This is a genomic window from Rosistilla ulvae (assembly GCF_007741475.1).
GTDB classification, from domain to species: Bacteria; Planctomycetota; Planctomycetia; order Pirellulales; family Pirellulaceae; genus Rosistilla; species Rosistilla ulvae.
Window position 1 is genome coordinate 7,163,449 of the sequence record NZ_CP036261.1, and the last position, 17,796, is coordinate 7,181,244.

Sequence of the window (17,796 nt, forward strand, 5' to 3'; positions counted from 1 at the left end):
AACTATTCCGGCCATGCTAAACATTGGTCTGGCCAGCAAACCGCCGCGATTGCTAGGCTGCCCGCCTACGAACAGGATCGGTGTTGCAATGGCCCTGGGCGGCGCGAAGGAGATGGTTGGATGTGCGGAATCGTTGGATATGTCGGTAAACGAGACTCGCTCGATTTTTTGATGAGCGGCTTGCGGCGGCTGGAATATCGAGGCTACGACAGCGCCGGAGTCGCCCTGCACGACGCGACGCAGGTCTACAAATGTCGCAGCGTCGGCCGGATCGCCGACCTCGCCACTGCATTGGAAAAACAACCTGGAATCGCTGGCACGCTAGGCATCGGCCACACGCGGTGGGCCACGCACGGACCCGCGACCGAACCGAACGCCCACCCACACGTCGGCGGCGACAATCTTGTCACCCTGGTTCACAACGGCGTGATCGAAAACTTTCAGATCCTGAAAGAGGAACTGATCGCCAAGGGGTACCACTTCCAATCCGATACCGACAGCGAAGTCATCGCCCACTTGATCGCCGAGGGCCTGAAGAATGCCAGCCCCAGCGAAACCGACCGCTACTCCCATTATCTGACTGCCGTCCAACAAGCTGTCGCCAAATTGCGCGGCACCTACGGATTGGCGATCTTATTTAAAGACGAACCCGAATTGCTGATCGCTGCACGCTTCGGCAGCCCCTTGGTAATCGGCGTCGGACGCGGCGAACACTTTGTCGCCAGCGACGCTTCCCCTTTGGCTGGGCACACCGACCGCATCGTCTACTTGGCCGATCACCAGATCGCCATGCTGACTCCCGATTCGATGACCGTCACGCATCGCGAACAGGGCCGCGTTCGCTTGGACGTGCAGCCATTGGAAGTTGGCGAGGACCAAGTCAGCCTCGAAGGCTTCGACCACTACATGCTCAAAGAGATCTACGAGCAGCCCGAAGCGCTGAAAAATGCGATCCGCGGCCGCTTGGACGAAGAGAACGCGACAGCGATCTTCGGCGGATTGAATCTCACCCCGCAACAACTCCGTTCGGTCAACCGCATCATCCTGACCGGCTGCGGCACCAGTTGGCACTCAGCGCTGGTGGGTGAGTATCTGCTGGAAGAGTTTGCACGGATTCCTGTCGAAGTCGAATATGCCAGCGAACTGCGATACCGCAATCCTCCGTTGGAATCGGACACGATCGTGTTTGGGATTACGCAAAGCGGTGAGACAGCGGACACATTAGCGGCGCTGCGTGAAATGAAACGCAAAGGTCACCGCACGTTGGCCCTTTGCAACGTGGTCGGCAGCAGTATCGCGCAGAACGCCGATGGCGGTGTCTACCTGCACGCGGGCCCCGAGATCGGCGTGGCCAGCACCAAAGCCTACACATCCCAGTGCATCGTGTTGGCTCTGCTGACGCTCTACTTCGGCCGCCTGCGACACCTCAGCTTCGAAGCGGGCAAGCAGATGATCGAAGAGATCAAACGCGTCCCCGGAGCGGTTCAAGAAGCGCTCAGCTGCGATCAACAGATCCGCCAAGTCGCTGCCAAGTACCAATCGGCAACCAACGTCCTCTACCTCGGCCGCCAATACAACTTCCCTACCGCGCTCGAAGGGGCGTTGAAGCTGAAGGAAATCAGCTACATCCACGCCGAGGGTTATCCGGCCGCGGAGATGAAGCACGGCCCGATCGCTTTGGTCGACGAACATACCCCCAGCGTCTTCATCATTCCGCGCGGTACGGTTTACGACAAAGTGATGTCGAACATGGAAGAGGTTCACGCCCGCGGCGGGCCGATCATCGCGATCACATCCCACGACGACAACCGGATCACCGAGATCGCCGAAGATGTGATCCGGATCCCCGAGGTCCCCGAGTTCCTGCAGCCGATCGTCAGCGTCGTGCCACTGCAACTGCTGTCGTATCACATCGCGCTGGCACGCGGTTGCGATGTAGATAAACCGCGTAATTTAGCGAAGAGTGTTACGGTTGAGTGAATTCCACAAACTTTAGGTAGTACATTTCATTAATATTGGCGTTCCCGGCTGGCCAATCGACCGGAACGCTCCGCATCACAACAGGAGATAAACCGATGAAAACAAATGGTTTAAGCTACAACTCGCGCAAAGCTCTGATGGTCAATATCGGCGATTCGGCCGGATCGGAAATCGCGAACCTGATCCAACGCATGTCCGCTCAAATCGACGAACTGCAACGCAACAAAGTTTCGGTTACACGGATTGTGCCGAACCAAGAACCACAGATGGCTGGCGAAGAACCGCGTTAAACGGTTCGGTACGTCTGCCAGCAGCGGACTGGTTTTGCCGATGACAACTAGATTTTCAAAAAAACCTTCCCGCAATTTGGGATGATCCCGCGGGGACCGCATTTTTGCTGGCCCCGCCACTGGACGGACGAATTCGACCATGAAGTATTTAATCACCGGAGCCGCAGGCTTTATCGGTTTCCATCTCTCCCAATATCTACTGGCCCGCGATCACAGCGTCGTCGGCATCGATAACCTGAACGACTACTACTCGGTCGATCTCAAAAACAGCCGGCTGTCGCAACTCAAAAGCCACCCCAATTTTGAGTTCCAACAGATCAGCCTGGAAGATACGGGTCCGATGACGGAACTGTTCCAGTCGCATCAGTTTGATCGCGTCGTGAACCTCGCCGCGCAAGCCGGTGTTCGCTATTCGATCGAAAATCCTGCGGCTTATATCCAAAGCAACATCAACGGATTTCTAAACATCCTGGAAGGTTGCCGGCACACACAAGTTCCACATCTGACGTACGCCAGCAGCAGTAGCGTCTACGGCGCCAACACCAAGATGCCGTTTTCGGTTCATCACAATGTCGACCATCCGGTCAGCTTGTATGCGGCTACCAAAAAGTCGAATGAACTGATGGCTCACACCTACAGCCATCTCTACGGTCTACCGACCACGGGGCTACGGTTCTTCACCGTCTACGGCCCCTGGGGACGCCCCGACATGGCGCTGTTCCTGTTCACCAAAGCGATCCTCGAAGGCCGCCCGATCAACGTCTTCAACCACGGTCGGATGCAGCGCGACTTCACCTACATCGATGACATCGTCGAAGGAGTCGCCCGAACAGCCGACCAGATCGCGGCTCCCAATCCCGATTGGTCCAGCGACAAACCCGATCCCGGAACCAGCAAAGCTCCCTATCGGATCTACAACATCGGCAACAACAATCCGGTGGAATTGAACCAGTTCATCGGCGCGATCGAAACCGCGCTGGGGCGGACCGCGGAAAAGAACTTTATGGACATGCAACCGGGCGACGTCCCGGCGACCTATGCCGACGTGCAAGCCCTCGTCGATGCTGTCGGATTCCAACCGAAGACGTCGATCGAAACCGGTATTGGCCGCTTCGTCGATTGGTATCGCGAGTACTACCAAGTCGGCTAAAACCTGCTGACGGCAATCACTGCAGCGACGCCAGGGCCCTTCCGGCACACGGCAACGCCCTCTGTGCCCAATCGATCCCCCTGGACCTCACACACGATCGGGGCCAGGCAGCGAACCGCGTCGGCTCCATCCCGCTTCGAATTCCGAGGGTTGCCTGCCGTCCGCGTGGCGCAAAACAGAACGACTGCTTCTAAAAAGTCGTTCCGCCCCGCGTCGCAACCTCGGATTGCGACGATATCGCCGATCTTGCGGCATCTCCCCCTCCGACCCGCCCTTGCTCTAAGTGTCGCCTCTCGACACCCGTTTATTTGCGAAAACGCCCCGGTTTGGCAACGCAAAACGGAGCCTCTCCCGGACCAAAAGAGACGCTCCGAAAGGGCACCAAGTTTCCCTATGCACCAAGTAATTTGCTGGATATTTGTCTCTCCAGCTCGTTTCGAACCTAGGTTTATTTATCTCGCCGCAGTCCAACATGAGGGGTAGTTTCGGATTAACCTGAACGCAGCCCTATGCGACAGCGGTACTATTTTAATTGACCTGAGATCCCAACAGAGCCAACGGACATGCTCCCGACCGATATTTTTGTCGTCACCCAGCCTCGTCTCGCTTCGATCGACCTCGCTATCGCCGCCTGCCGCGCGGGCGCGATCGGCACCCTCGACCTCGTCGGCAACGGAGATTCGACAGCGACTTCCATCAACCGCATGGTTCGCTTCACGAACAACCCCTTCGCCGCGCGAATCGACCACAACACTAAATCGCGTCACATCGAACTTTTGGTTCAACACGCTTCGCAGCTCGATGCGGTGATCTTGGCAGGTGAATTCACGCCCCAACTGGTTTCGACACTACGCAGCCTGCTCGGCAACGACGTTCGATTGTTGGCAGAGATCACGCGCAGCGAGACCCTTCAAGAAGCGATCGGCCTGCCGCTTGATGGCGTGATCCTCAAGGGGAACGAAGCGGGCGGCTGGGTCGCCAGCGAAACCACCTTCTTGCTGCTGCAGCGTTGGGCCCGATTGGACGACGCGACTCGCCAGCGTCTGCCCGCCTACGCTCAAGGTGGAATCGGCCCACACACCGCCGCCGCTTGCGAAGCGGCCGGCGCTCGCGGCGTCGTCATCGATTCTCAGGTCCTCTTGGCCCAAGCATCGCCACTCTCCCCCGCAGCCGCCACCTGGGTCCGATCCTATGACGGCAGCCAGACTCATTTGTTGGGCGAAGCGTTGGGGCGATGCTTCCGATTTGCCGCGCCGCCAAGCGCGGGACTCGTACAACAACTGCGCGAACTCGAACTGAACCTGTTGGCCAAACAGGAAGCCGCCCCCGACCAATCGCTTGCACAAGCCTGGATCGACGGCGTCGAACAAGCAGTCGCGGCAAACGATGACCCGCGCGTCTTGATCGCCGGCCAAGACCTCGCCTTTGCCGCGGGACTGGCCCAGCGCTGCGTCGACGTTCGCGGCACCGTCACCGCCATCATCGATCAATCGCGCGAGAACATCCAAGCGGCAGCCGAAGTGAATCCGTTAGACGCCGACGGACCGCTCGCCGCCAGCCACGGCATCGGGTTGCCAATCGTTCAGGGCCCGATGACGCGAGTCAGCGACACGGCGGAGTTTGCCGAAGCGGTCGCCAGCGAAGGAGGCCTGCCGCTGATCGCGCTGGCCCTGATGCGCGGCCCCGAAGCCTCCAAAATCCTGGCAGCCACGCGAGCCAAGCTGGGCGATCGCGGTTGGGGTGCGGGCCTGCTGGGCTTCTTGCCGCCCGAGATCCGCAACGAACAGATCGCTGCGATTCGAGAGCACCGACCACCGGTTGCCCTGATCGCAGGCGGGCGTCCCGACCAAGCCAAAGAACTCGAAGCGATCGACATCCCGACCTACCTGCACGCCCCTTCGCCGGGGCTGCTGGAAATGTTCCTCCGCGACGGTGCCCGGCGGTTCGTCTTCGAAGGCCGCGAGTGCGGCGGACACGTCGGACCGCGCAGCAGCTTCGTGTTGTGGGAAAGCTTGTTGGTCGTCCTCGAAGCGTTCGCCAAGAAGAATCCCAGAGAAGTCGCCAAGCTGCATCTGCTGTTCGCCGGCGGCATCCACGATGGCCTCTCCGCCGCGATGGCAACATCGGTTGCCGGCCGTCTGTCGCAATTGGGAGCCAAAGTTGGCGTGCTGATGGGCTCGGCTTATCTGTTCACCAAAGAAGCTGTCGAAGCCGGCGCGATCGTGCCACGCTTTCAAGAGGAAGCGATCCGCAGCCACGACACCGTCCTCTTGGAAACCGGTCCCGGCCACGCGATCCGCTGTATCCGAACCCCTTACCGCGACCTGTTCGATCGCGAGCGGCGACGACTGGCTGGCGAAGGCAAAACAGCCGACGAGATCACACGCGAACTGGAATGGATGAACATCGGGCGGCTGCGCGTCGCCAGCAAAGGAATCGAGCGATCGACGCCCAGCGATGGTGGCAAGAGCAAACTGGAAAACGTCTCCAGCGACAAACAATACGAACGCGGAATGTACATGGTCGGCCAAGTCGCCGCGCTCCGCGACAGCGTGACGACGATCGGCCAACTGCACGCCGATGTCAGCCAAACCGGAACGCAGCGACTGCAACAAGCCGCGGCGAATTTGAACGTCGCTCCCAAACCAAGCTTCACCGATTCGGTCGACGCGCCGCCTCCCTGCGATATCGCGATCGTTGGGATGAGTGCGATGTATCCCGGCGGCAACGAACTGGCGCAGTACTGGGAGAACATCCTCAACAAACACTACGCCGTCACCGAAGTCCCTCGCGATTCGCACTGGGACTGGACGTTGTTCTACGATCCCGACCCGCGAGCTCCCGATAAGATCGTCAGCAAGTGGGGCGGCTTCCTGACCGACCAAGTCTTTAATCCGTTCGAATACGGGATCACGCCGCGAAGCATCGCATCGATCGAACCGCTGCAATTGTTGCTGCTGGAATCGATGAAGCGAACGCTGTCCGACGGCGGTTACGATCGCCGACCTTTCAACCGCGAAACAGCATGTGCGGTGCTGGGCATCGGCGGCGGTGGCAGCCCAATGGGCGTGATGTATGGCATCCGCAGCTCGTTGCCGATCATCGAAACCGCTCCCGAACTTCCGATCGGCGGTCAAGCGATCTACGACGCGGTGAAGAACCATCTGCCCGAGTGGACCGAAGATTCGTTCCCCGGAATTTTGATGAACGTCGCCGTCGGCCGCGTCGCCAACCGGTTTAACCTGGGCGGATCGAACTACGCTCTGGACGCCGCCTGCGCCTCGTCGCTGGCCGCGGTCCACGCCTGCATCCGCGAATTGCAACTGGGAACCACCGACGTCGCGTTTGCGATGGGTGCCGACACCGTGCAAACGCCTTACGCCTTTATGGCCTTCAGCAAAACGCACGCCCTCTCGCCGCAGGGACGCTGCCGTCCGTTCGACGCCGAAGCCGACGGGATCGTGCTCAGCGAAGGCCTTGGCATCGTGATGCTGAAGCGTTTGGCCGACGCCGAGCGCGACGGCGACAAGATCTACGCAGTCATCCGCGGCATCGGCAGCAGCAGCGACGGCAAGGACAAAGGGCTGACCGCCCCCAACGCCACCGGACAGATCCGCGCCCTGCGACGCGCCTACGAACAGGCCCGCGTCGAACCATCGTCGATCGGTTTGGTCGAAGCCCATGGAACGGGAACCGTCGTCGGCGATCGGACCGAAGCAACTTCGGTCGCGACCGTCCTGGACGAATCGGGAGCTCGCCGCCAATCGGTTGCGATCGGCAGCGTTAAATCGATGATCGGTCACAGCAAGTGTGCCGCCGGCGTCGCGGGTCTGATCAAAGCCGCGATGGCCTTGCACACCAAGACCCTGCCGCCGACGCTCGTCGAAACGCCCAGCCCCGCGATCGACTTCCCCAACACCGGGCTGTACCTGAACACCGAGACGCGTCCCTGGATCAACGGCGAAGATCACCCACGTCGCGCCGGAGTCAGTGCGTTCGGATTTGGCGGCACCAACGTCCACTTGGTCCTGGAAGAATACACCGAAGACTTCGCCAATCCGCCCGAGGTCGCTCGCGACCACTGGCCCGCCGAACTGCTGGTCTGGCGAGCGGCGAATCCTGCCGCATTGCGAACCGAACTGACGCGGATCCACGCCTGGCTGGCCGCCGGCGCGATGCCGGAACTGCCCGAATTGGCAGCTTCGCTGGCCGACGCCTTTGAAAAGACAACCGCCTCGGGATGCGTGGCGGCAATCGTTGCCAAGGACCTGGGCCAGCTGACCGACCATCTGGCGATCGCGATCGAAAAATGTGAAGCGACGCCGTTGGCGATCTCCGATCCGCGCGGCATCTACCTCGCCGAGATCGAACCCGAGACCGCGGGCAAGGTCGCGCTGCTGTTCCCCGGCCAAGGAGCGCAATATCCCGACATGCTCGCCGAACTGCTGCTCGCATTCCCCGCGGCACACGCTGCGGTCGATCATGCCGCCGCGGTCTACGACGAACATTTTGCCGGTCGATTTGCTCAACTGATCTATCCGCCATCGCCGTTCTCCGACGCCGATCGCGATGCCAACCGTAAGGCCTTGGCCGACACCGCGGTGGCTCAACCGGCACTCGCCGCCACATCGTGGGCCGCGCTGCAGGTGATCGATGCGTTGGGGATTCGCGCCGATGTCGTCGGCGGTCACAGCTTTGGCGAACTAGTCGCCGTGGCAGCCGCCGAAGCGTTGACGTACGACGATCTGTTGAGCCTTGCCGCGGCGCGTGGCGACGCGATGCGATCGGCCGCTCAACCGCAGCCCGACGGCGGTTTTGCCGGAGCGATGGCGGCGGTTTCCGCCGACGCAGCCACGATTCAAAAGGAGCTATCCGCCGCCGGATTAGCCGAAGCGATCACGATCGCCAACGACAACTCGCCGCAGCAGATCGTGATCTCCGGTCCCACCGCAGCGGTCGACAGCGCGATCGAAAAACTGACGGCCGCCGGAATGCGAGTCGTCAAGTTGGACGTCTCGTGCGCCTTCCATTCGCCGCAAGTCGCCGCCGCTGGAACCGAATTTGCCGAGAAGCTCGATTCGCTCGCGTGGAAAGCTCCGCAGCGAACGGTCTACAGCAACACAACCGCCGCCAAACATCCGGCCGCTCCGGCAGAGATGCTCGCCACGCTCAAGTCGCACCTCGCATCGCCGGTTCGCTTCCGCCAACAGGTTGCCGCGATGTACGCCGACGGCGTGCGAACGTTTATCGAAGTCGGCCCCGGCAGCGCGTTGACCGGTCTGGTCGGGCAAACTCTGCAAGGCCAACCGCACACCGCCGTCTCGATCGATCGACGCGGTCGCGATTCGTTGACTCAATTGGTTCACACGCTGGGCCGCTTGATCACCGCGGGTGTCGACGGCATCCGGCCTTCGGCTCTGTTCGCCGCACGTGCTCCGCAACGCATCGACCTGCGAAAATTGAATTCACAGATCGGCCATCCCGACTATCCTAAGAACGCATGGATGGTCAACGGGATGCGGAACCGCCCGATTAACGAACCGGAAAAACATTATCTGGGCCAGCGTCATCCCGACGCCGACAAACCTCGGCCGGCCGCCACTGGAAACGGCCAACCTGCGAAACAGGAACCCGCCGCCAAACCATCGGCGGCTGCGGCAACCGCGAAACCGATTGCCGCCGCAGCGGAGCTGCAAAAACCACAACAAGTCCCAACACACAAACCTCGTGAAACGAAGCCGCTGCCGCCAGCAGCATCCGCCGCGCCACAGCGGCCGCAAAAACCGACAGCTCCAACTCCCGTTGTTCCATCTGATCAAAACACCATGCAACTAACATCCTCCGCTACGAATCGTCTTCCACAAGAAACCAACGGATCGGCTCAAGCACCCGCTGCCGCTTATCATGACGAAGCGACAGCCGTGATGCTTGGCTACCAACAACTGATGCGTCAGTTCTTGCAAACGCAACGCGATGTGATGGTCACGTACCTGCAAGGGGAAGCTCCCGAAGCCGACAACGGCATGCTCCCACAAGCTGCTCAACCGCAGATCGCTCAGCGACCGCAGCCGACCTACGCGGCGATCAGCCACAACGGCGAAAACGGCCACGCAGCGAAGCCCGCACCGGCGATCCCTGCCGCCGCGCCAGTCGCCGCTGCACCGCCAGCTGCCGTAGCTCCCGCACCCGCGCCGGCGCCAGCTGCTGCACCTGAACCGACACCCGCCGCGCCAGCACCCGCTGCCGCAACGCCTGCGGTTGCCGAACCAGCCGCCGCAGCGCCAACCGACAACGGCCAAGCGGCTCCCGCGTCGATCCAACAAGCCGAAGAAGCGCTGCTGGAACTGGTCGCCGACCGGACCGGATACCCCGTCGACATGCTCGACATGGAAGCGGACCTCGAAGGCGATCTCGGAATCGATTCGATCAAGCGAGTCGAGATCCTGGGGAACCTCGCCGAAGTCCTGCAGCTTGCTGGCGACGGCGAAGATCTGGAAGATACGCTGGAACTGGAGAAATTGACGACGCTTCGCACGCTGCGAGGAATCGTCGACTATCTCGATGAAGCGATCTTCAGCGACGACGCAAAAAAAAAAGTGACGTCGTAGATCCAGCCGCTGCGGCGGTCGAACCCGCTGAACCGACAGCGGTTGCCGAACCCGCGACCGCTGTGGAATCAACGCCCCCAGCGCCCGAAGCATCACCAGCCGCAGAGGTCGTCGACGACGGAACGATTCCGATCTCGCGAGGTGGCGTGCGGTTGATCCCCGCGCCATTGGGCAGCAACCTGGGTGCTGGGATCTTGCCCGCCGGAACCGTGGTCATCACCTGCGATGACCGCGGGATCGCCAACAAAGTCGTCGAACGTTTTGACATGTTCGACCATCCCACCGTTCTGCTGCGTCATGTCGACGGCAAACCGTTGGACCTGTCGACGATCGACGATGTGATCGAAGCCGATCTCAGCGACGCCGCGGTGATCGATGCTCTGATCCCAGCTCTGCGTCAGCACCACGACGCCCTGGCCGGACTGATCCATCTATCGCCTCTGTCGCAGTTTAGCGACACCGACACCCTTGTCGATCGCGCACGCCGCGATTCCCGTTCGCTCTACCTGTTGGCTCGGGCGATGGAATCGGATCTCACCGAAGCGGCTAAGAACGGCAGCGCAGTCCTGCTGGCAGCAACCGCCATCGACGGACGACTCGGCTACGGCACGTCGGCCGACCAACCAATCGCTCGCGCCGCCCATGGCGGTATCTTGGGTCTGGTTAAATGCATCGGCTTGGAATGGCCCGACGTCTTGGTTCGCGCCGTCGATATCTCCCCCGAAATGAACACCGCCACGACGTTTGATGCCATCGCGGCGGAACTGGGACAGTCGACAGGACCGCTGGAAATTGGTGTCAGCAGTGCTAGCCGGATCACCTGGGAACCGATCGCCGCGACGATCGATCCCGCCAACGAAAACAAGCTGGTTCTGGAACCAGGTGAAGTGATCGTGATGACCGGTGGCGCCCGAGGGATCACCGCCGAGATGGCGGTCGGCCTGGCGAAGAAGTATCAACCGCAATTGGTTTTGCTGGGACGGTCTCAATTGCCCGAACAGGTTGAACCGGCGGAGATCGCTGCCGCGACCAGCGACGTCGAACTGAAATCCGCCCTGATCCAACTGGCCAAAGCGCGAGGCGAAACGCCCAAACCGGCCGAGATCGGACGCCAAGCGAATCGCATCATGGCGGCTCGCGAGATCCGGCAAACGTTGGATCGAATCCGGCAGGCCGGCGGTCACGCCGACTACCGATCGGTCGACGTCTCGGATCGCGAATCGTTTGCCGCCATGCTGCAGAACATCCAAGCCGAATACGGCCAGATCGCCGGAGTGGTCCACGGCGCGGGAGTGATCGAAGACAAGCTGTTGCGCGACAAGACTCCCGATTCGTTCGATCGCGTCTTCAACACCAAAGTCCACAGCACAGCGGGACTGATCGATGCGATCGCCCCGAACCAATTGAAGTTCCTCGCCCTGTTTGCTTCGGTCGCCAGCCGATTTGGCAACCGCGGACAGAGCGACTACGCGGCGGCGAACGAGGTCCTGGGAAAAGTCGCCTGCACGCTGAACCAAGCCTGGCCACAAACGCGGACCTTCGCGGTCGCTTGGGGACCGTGGGCGGAAATTGGAATGGTCGCCGACCTGGAGAAGCATCTCACAGCGCGCGGGCTGACCCTGATCCCACCACCGCTGGGCGTGCAGATGTTCCTCGACGAAATCGCCAGCGGAGATCGGGGAACCCCCGAAGTGATCATCGCCGGCGGCGCAGAACAGCTGGCCACGCCGAACTAGATCGATCGTGGTTCCTTCCACGACGTAGGCTCTACGTTTTCGCGCCGTACCCGCCGCCGCCGGGCGTCCGCAAGGTGATCCTGTCGCCCGCTTGGACTTCGATCCGGCAACAGGCGGCGAGCCGCTGTTTCACGCCGTCGACCGCGGTGTGCCAATTCTCGCCCAACGCGCCATCGGCTCCGCCAGCGAGACCGTAGGGTGGGCGATCGGTTCGCCGCCCGGTCAAAAGCGAGACGGTCAGCGGTTTCAAAAACTCGACCTCGCGAATCGCGCCGTCGCCGCCGCGATGTTCCCCCACGCCGCCGCTGTCGCGTCGAATCGCAAACCGAATCAAACGCATCGGATACCGCAACTCGAGCACCTCCGGATCGGTGATCCTTGTGTTCGTCATGTGCGTGTGGACCGCCGACGCTCCGTCGCCAGTCGCCGTTGCGCCGCTGCCACCACAAATCGTTTCATAGTAGCCGAACGTGGCGTCGCCGATGACGAAGTTGTTCATCGTCCCTTGGCTTGCCGCCGCCACGCCCAATGCTCCCAACAGCACGTCGACCACGCGTTGGCTCGTCTCCACATTCCCCGCCACCACCGCGGGACACTTTCTCGGATCGTCGTCTCGCGTCGGGTTCAACAGCCCAACCGGTAGATGCAGGTCGACGCATCGCAGCACGCCTTCGTTCAACGGCAGCGGTTGATCGATCAAGGTTCGCAGCACGTACAAAACCGCTGCGGTCACAATCGCCGGGGTCGCATTAAATCCGCGCGGATGGACGCCCGCGGTGCCGGCGAAATCGATCCGCAAGCGATCGTCGATGACTTGCATCTGCACGCAGATTGGCGTGCCATCGTCCAGAGAGTCTTCGAACGTCATCTCACCGGCGGGCAACCGGCGCAGGCGAGCGGAAACCGCGGCGGCGGCGACATCTTGCAGATGCATCATGTAGCGATCGACCACCGCGCCGCCGTATTGAGCGACCAACGCGCAGAGATCGCGTGCCCCGCCCGTTCCGGCGGCTTGCTGCGCTGCAATGTCGGCAAGATTCTCCGCCACGCATCGCGAAGGATATTCGCCGGCCGAAAGCAACCGCTTCAAATCCTCTTGATGTTGCTGGCCGTTGCGGACCAATGCCAGACCGCGAATCAAGACACCTTCCTGGCTGAGGTTGCTCGCGTCCGGCGGCATCGATCCGGGCGTGACCCCACCGATCTCAGCGTGATGCGCTCGGCTGGCGACAAAGAAATCGGGACGTCTCGTTCCCTGATCGCTCGCCGATTGCGGATCGCTATCGACAAAGACCGGCGTGATCACCGTCACGTCGGGCAGATGCGAACCGCCGGCAAACGGATCGTTGGTGACAAAACAATCTCCCGGAAACATCTCGGGAAACTGCTGCATGATCGATCGGACGGTATGCCCCATCGCCCCCAGATGCACCGGCACGTGAGGCGCGTTGGCGACCAGGCTGCCGTCGCCGCGGAAGACTGCACAACTGTAGTCCCGCCGCTCTTTGACGTTCACGCTGATCGCGGTCCGCCCGAGGACCAGTCCCATCTGATTGGCGATCTGCTGGAATCGGCTGGCAAAAATCTCCAACAGCACCGGATCGCAAGTCGCTTCGTCCGTTTCAACAGCAACTCGCCGATCGCTTGCCCCTTCCTCTTGAACCAGCACGATCGAATGGTCTTCGGCGACCTGAGCCTTCCAGTTGCGATCGACGATCAACGTGTGATGATCCGACGCGACGATCGCGGGGCCAACGATCTGCGATCCGGGGACCAATTGATCGCGGTCGAACGAAGCAACTTGTTGCCAGCGGTCGCCGAGCCAGACCTCTTGAAACACTGTCGGTTGGCAAGCCTGCGATTCGACTTCGGCAAGAGGCTGCAGACTCGCTGCACCCGGCAAGCTGACAGTCGCACGAACCGCGACAAGTTCCAACGGTTGATCGATCCGCTGGTACCCAAACTGTTCGCGATGCTGACGGTGAAACGCCGCTGCGATCTCGTCGCGCGATCGGCAATCGATCTCGAGCGCCGCGTCGGTTCCGAGGTAGCGGACGTCGATCGTTTGTCGAATCGTTGCCGCGACACCGTCGGGAGCTGTTGGAAGTTCGGCGAGCGCCTGTTGCGTGACTGCTTCGATTCGATCGGTTAGTTCCTCGTCGGAGACCTTTTCCAGCGGCCGATAGATGCCGTGCGATTGCGTGTTGCCCGTCGCGGCCAGTCCCATTCCCAACGCGCTCAGCAGACTCGCTTGCGGGTGATCGATGATCTTGCGAATCCCCAACACCTCGGCGACATCACACAGATGCTGCCCCGCGGCGCCGCCAAATCCGACGAGCGTCATACCTCGCGGATCGCGGCCTTCGGCGGTCGTGACCGCGCGGACGGCTTCGGCCATATGATGGTTCGCGATCGCGCGAAAGCCAGCGGCCAACGCCTCGGCCGATTCGATCGGATGCCCCGCCGCTTCCATCGTCTGCTGAATCTCGGACAACCGAGCGATCGCTGCATCGCGATCCATCGGGAAGGGAAACCGATCGGCCAACACGCGTCCCAAGACGACGTTCAGATCGGTTACCGTCAACGGACCGCCACGCCCATAACAGGCTGGGCCTGGATCGGCGCCAGCGCTTTCGGGCCCCACACACATCCGTTGGCCATCGAACCGGCAGATCGAACCGCCCCCGGCGGCAACCGTTTCGATCGCCATCATCGGTGTCAGGATTCGCGTCCCCGCTTTGAAGGCTTCGTATTGACGGACCGGCTGCCCCGCGAATCGACTCACGTCGGTGCTGGTCCCTCCCATGTCGAAACCGATCGCCTCATCCGCCCCATGCGCGCGGGCGATTTCCGCCAGCGCCACGACGCCGCCGGCTGGCCCCGAAAGGATGCTGTCTTTGCCGCGGAAGGCGTCGCCGGGAACCAACGTCCCGCCACTTGTCATCAACTGCAACTGACATCGATCGACGCCGCCGAACTGCTGCCAAACTTGAGCGACATAGTCGGCGATGACCGGATTCAGGTAGGCATCCAAGACCGTGGTTTCGGCTCGATCGACCAACTTGATCACCGGAGCAATCCGATGCGACGCGCTCACGTTGGCGAACCCAGCGGCCAGGGCAAGATCGACCAGTGCTTGTTCGTGGGCCGGGTTGATGTAGGCGTTTAATAAACCGATCGCCAGCGATTCGGCTCCGGAGCGTCGCAGCGCGTCGATCTGCTTGCGGGCCGCGTCGAGATCCAACGGCTGCAAAATCGTGCCATCGGCGGCGATCCGTTCTTCGACTGCGGCGACCGTCGAATAGAGCGGCTTGCGTTTGACGATGTTTAACGTGAACAGATCGGGGCGATCCTGCTGACCGATCTCCAACAGATCCTCGAAGCCGGCGGTCGTGAGGAATGCGGTCGGCGCACCGCGGCGAGTCAAGAGCGCGTTGGTGCCGCGAGTGGTTCCCATCCGAACGTCCAGCGGCGGCAGCGGTTGATCCGCAGACAGACGCAGCAGCAGCCGCGTGGCGATCACCGGAGCGGTCAGATCGCTTGTCAGTTCGTAGGCCCAACCGGGCTGTGGCGGTTGGGAAAACGGCTCGGCCAGTTGCAACTGGCCCGTCGCGGCGGTAAACGATTCGACGACGCGTTGCTCGACGAGTGTGCCGTGAGGGTCGAGCAGCCGCAGGACCGAACCGTTCCAAAATCGGTCGGGATCGCCGACGCGAAGCCGATCGATCACCGTCGCGGCGGTCGAATCGGCGTCGATGCGTCCCTTGATGCTGCCACTGCTGAGCACCTTGGTCCAACGCAACGGTTGTCCTGGAATCGAAACAAAACAATCGGTAAATGTGCCGCCGATATCGGCCCAGACTTTGATCATTCCTAGACTATCGCATTTTTCGAGCCACTTTCCCAGACAACCTGCCCGACCGCTCGCAAACCAAGACGATTGTGAACAGAATAGAGAGAAATCTCTGGCCCTTTGTTGTTTCTCTTCCACATGTTTGTGTCGCCGATGTCTCGCTCTCGCCTCGGACCGCTCGCCCTAGAATCCAAGCTAGGTGCCCATCCTTCGCAGTCCTCGGTCTGGAGTGCCGTGCATGTGGAGCAGCGGATTCGGTTGGCGATCAAAGTCTTTTCGCTGCCGCTGGGAGGGACGACGGAGTCGCGGAAGGAGCTGGCGGCCGAATGGGCGCGGTTGAAACAATTGCAACATCCGGCGATCGCCCGCTGCTACGGCGGCGGGTTTGAAGAGACCGACGCCTACTTGGCGTACGAGCTGGTCGAGGGTGAAACGCTGGCTCAACAGATCGAACGCCGCGGGCGATTGCCTTGGGAAACGGTGCTCGATTACGCCGACAACCTGATCGCCGCGATGGTTGTGGCGCACGATCAACAGATCATTCACGGAGGGCTTGAGCCCGACAAGATCATGATCGAACCGCTGGGCCAGGCGCAGATCCTCGACTTCCGAATCGATCGCTACGATTCACCCTACCACACCAATCAGCCTGCATCGTTGTTGCACTACGCTTGCCGAGCGCCCGAACTGATCACATCGACAAGCAACCTGTCGGTCAAATCGGATCTCTATTCGCTCGGCGCAATCCTTTATTTCGCTTTGACCGGACGGCCTCCGATCTCTGGCGACACGCCCGAAGCGGTTGCTGCGGCGAGCGCCACCGAAGTCCCATCGCCGATCAATGCCGTCGTGATGGAGTGTCCGATCTGGTTCGCTGCCGTCATCGACCAGTTGTTAGACAAAGATCCCGCCGGGCGACCGTTTGGGACGCAAGCCGCTCAACTGGCCTTTGTCGAAGTCCGCCGCAAATCGGCGTCGGGAGTTGGCGTGGCCGAACACGCTTCGGCCGGCTTCAGTCCGCTGAACATGAAAGTCGACAAACAGGAAGCGAAGAAGGTGTTGGGGCGAGCCGACGATGGCGTGCTCAAACCTGTCGACGGCGCGTCGTTCTACGAGAAGGCTTGGTTCCTGTTGTTCACGTTAGTCGTCTTGGTTGGCGTGGCGGCATGGTTCTTCATTCCGCCGAGCGAAGACAAATTGCGAGCCAGCGCCGAACGGATGTTGGCGACTGAAAACCGGACCAATCTGCGGATCGCCAAAGACGAATATCTGATGCCGATGACGCGTCGCTTCCCCGATGGAAAGCACATCGATTGGGCGATGGAACAGATCGACCAGATCGACATGCTGGAAGCTGAATACCAATTGGGGATCAAGCTGAAGCATGGCCGCCCGATTCGCAACGAGGCAGAGCGGTTGTATTCACAGGGCCGCGAATACGAACAGTTTGGCGATATGGTTTCGGCGATCGATCAATATAAAAATATGGTCACGCTGTTGGATCCCGAGGATGAAAAATCGCGGCCCTACATCAATCTTGCACACCGCCAGATCAGCACGATCGAACGCGAAGGGACTCAGTCGGGCGTGCGGGTTAAATTGATCGAAGCTCGGTTGGCCGAAGCTGAATCCTTGGAAGCTCAGGGCCGCCAGATCGAAGCTCGCAAAATCTGGTACAGCATCGTCGAGCTGTATGCCGACAACCAAGAGATGCAGCGGCAAGTGCAGATCGCCCAAGACAAGCTCCGCGAAGTGACCGAGAAGTCCAAGCCACGGGAATCCGACAGCAGCGATGAGTGATCCATCGAAGTCCACGCCCATCGAAGCCGAGATCGTCTCGGCGACGCTCGTCGACGACGCGCCGCAGCCCGAGGCAAAGCACTGGATCGAGGATCTTGCCGACAACCGCGCGATCGTCATCGGAACGCTGTTTTTGGTGACCGGAGTGTTGGGGCTGCCGCTGTTGTGGATCAGCCGCCAATTCACGCCGCTGCAGAAATGGCTGCTCTCGATCGTCGTCACGATCTACACGCTGGTCCTAATCGTGATCGTCGCCCTAGTACTGATGTGGAGCTGGAACCGGATCCAACAATCGATCGTCAGCAGCCCCGCTCGCCCCCACGCGATACGCGTAGCGGGCTGAGCGGAAGAGAAGCGAGGATCGGGAAAGTCGCGTTGG

8 protein-coding genes are annotated in these 17,796 nt (G+C 61.0%); 7 read left to right on the forward strand and 1 reads right to left on the reverse strand.

The window, feature by feature from the left end; genetic code table 11:
• Positions 1 to 120: 120 nt before the first annotated feature.
• The 5 genes from glmS to EC9_RS25225 all read left to right on the forward strand — a co-directional run bounded on the left by glmS (position 121) and on the right by EC9_RS25225 (position 11,764).
• Positions 121 to 1,980 carry a glutamine--fructose-6-phosphate transaminase (isomerizing) gene (gene glmS / locus EC9_RS25205; protein WP_145348750.1) on the forward strand — a complete coding sequence of 620 codons (1,860 nt, stop codon included), beginning with the start codon at positions 121 to 123 and terminating at the stop codon, positions 1,978 to 1,980.
• A 95-nt stretch (positions 1,981 to 2,075) separates the two neighbouring features.
• The gene (locus tag EC9_RS25210; RefSeq protein WP_145088923.1) at positions 2,076 to 2,270 is read left to right on the forward strand and encodes a hypothetical protein; all 195 of its coding nucleotides are present in this window, start codon (positions 2,076 to 2,078) and stop codon (positions 2,268 to 2,270) included.
• Positions 2,271 to 2,409: 139 nt separating this feature from the next.
• Positions 2,410 to 3,420 (forward strand): NAD-dependent epimerase, encoded by a 1,011-nt coding sequence (locus EC9_RS25215; RefSeq protein ID WP_145348751.1) that lies wholly within the window; start codon positions 2,410 to 2,412, stop codon positions 3,418 to 3,420.
• A 563-nt stretch (positions 3,421 to 3,983) separates the two neighbouring features.
• Entirely contained in the window at positions 3,984 to 10,028 is a 6,045-nt protein-coding gene (locus EC9_RS25220) for a type I polyketide synthase (RefSeq protein ID WP_145348752.1), read from the forward strand.
• 62 nt (positions 10,029 to 10,090) lie between these two features.
• Positions 10,091 to 11,764 (forward strand): SDR family NAD(P)-dependent oxidoreductase, encoded by a 1,674-nt coding sequence (locus EC9_RS25225; RefSeq protein WP_145348753.1) that lies wholly within the window; start codon positions 10,091 to 10,093, stop codon positions 11,762 to 11,764.
• A 31-nt stretch (positions 11,765 to 11,795) separates the two neighbouring features.
• Here the strand turns inward: EC9_RS25225 and EC9_RS25230 are convergent, their stop codons facing one another.
• Positions 11,796 to 15,635, reverse strand: coding sequence for a hydantoinase B/oxoprolinase family protein (locus EC9_RS25230; RefSeq protein WP_145348754.1), 3,840 nt, complete (start codon positions 15,633 to 15,635; stop codon positions 11,796 to 11,798).
• A 135-nt stretch (positions 15,636 to 15,770) separates the two neighbouring features.
• Between EC9_RS25230 and EC9_RS25235 the strand changes: the two genes are divergently transcribed.
• Together EC9_RS25235 and EC9_RS25240 are read left to right on the forward strand one after the other, a co-directional pair.
• The gene (locus tag EC9_RS25235) at positions 15,771 to 17,417 is read left to right on the forward strand and encodes a serine/threonine-protein kinase (protein ID WP_218934436.1); all 1,647 of its coding nucleotides are present in this window, start codon (positions 15,771 to 15,773) and stop codon (positions 17,415 to 17,417) included.
• Positions 17,410 to 17,760, forward strand: coding sequence for a hypothetical protein (locus EC9_RS25240; RefSeq protein ID WP_145348756.1), 351 nt, complete (start codon positions 17,410 to 17,412; stop codon positions 17,758 to 17,760). Before EC9_RS25235 ends, EC9_RS25240 begins: the two co-directional genes overlap by 8 nt.
• Positions 17,761 to 17,796 lie beyond the last annotated feature (36 nt).

What these genes read in the sequence shown, in the direction of transcription:
- EC9_RS25240 (WP_145348756.1), top strand. Translation starts at nt 17,410, where the DNA reads ATGAGTGATCCATCGAAGTCCACGCCCATCGAAGCCGAGATCGTCTCG.
- EC9_RS25215 (WP_145348751.1), top strand. Translation starts at nt 2,410, where the DNA reads ATGAAGTATTTAATCACCGGAGCCGCAGGCTTTATCGGTTTCCATCTC.
- EC9_RS25230 (WP_145348754.1), bottom strand. Translation starts at nt 15,635, where the DNA reads ATGATCAAAGTCTGGGCCGATATCGGCGGCACATTTACCGATTGTTTT.
- glmS (WP_145348750.1), top strand. Translation starts at nt 121, where the DNA reads ATGTGCGGAATCGTTGGATATGTCGGTAAACGAGACTCGCTCGATTTT.
- EC9_RS25235 (WP_218934436.1), top strand. Translation starts at nt 15,771, where the DNA reads ATGTCTCGCTCTCGCCTCGGACCGCTCGCCCTAGAATCCAAGCTAGGT.
- EC9_RS25210 (WP_145088923.1), top strand. Translation starts at nt 2,076, where the DNA reads ATGAAAACAAATGGTTTAAGCTACAACTCGCGCAAAGCTCTGATGGTC.
- EC9_RS25220 (WP_145348752.1), top strand. Translation starts at nt 3,984, where the DNA reads ATGCTCCCGACCGATATTTTTGTCGTCACCCAGCCTCGTCTCGCTTCG.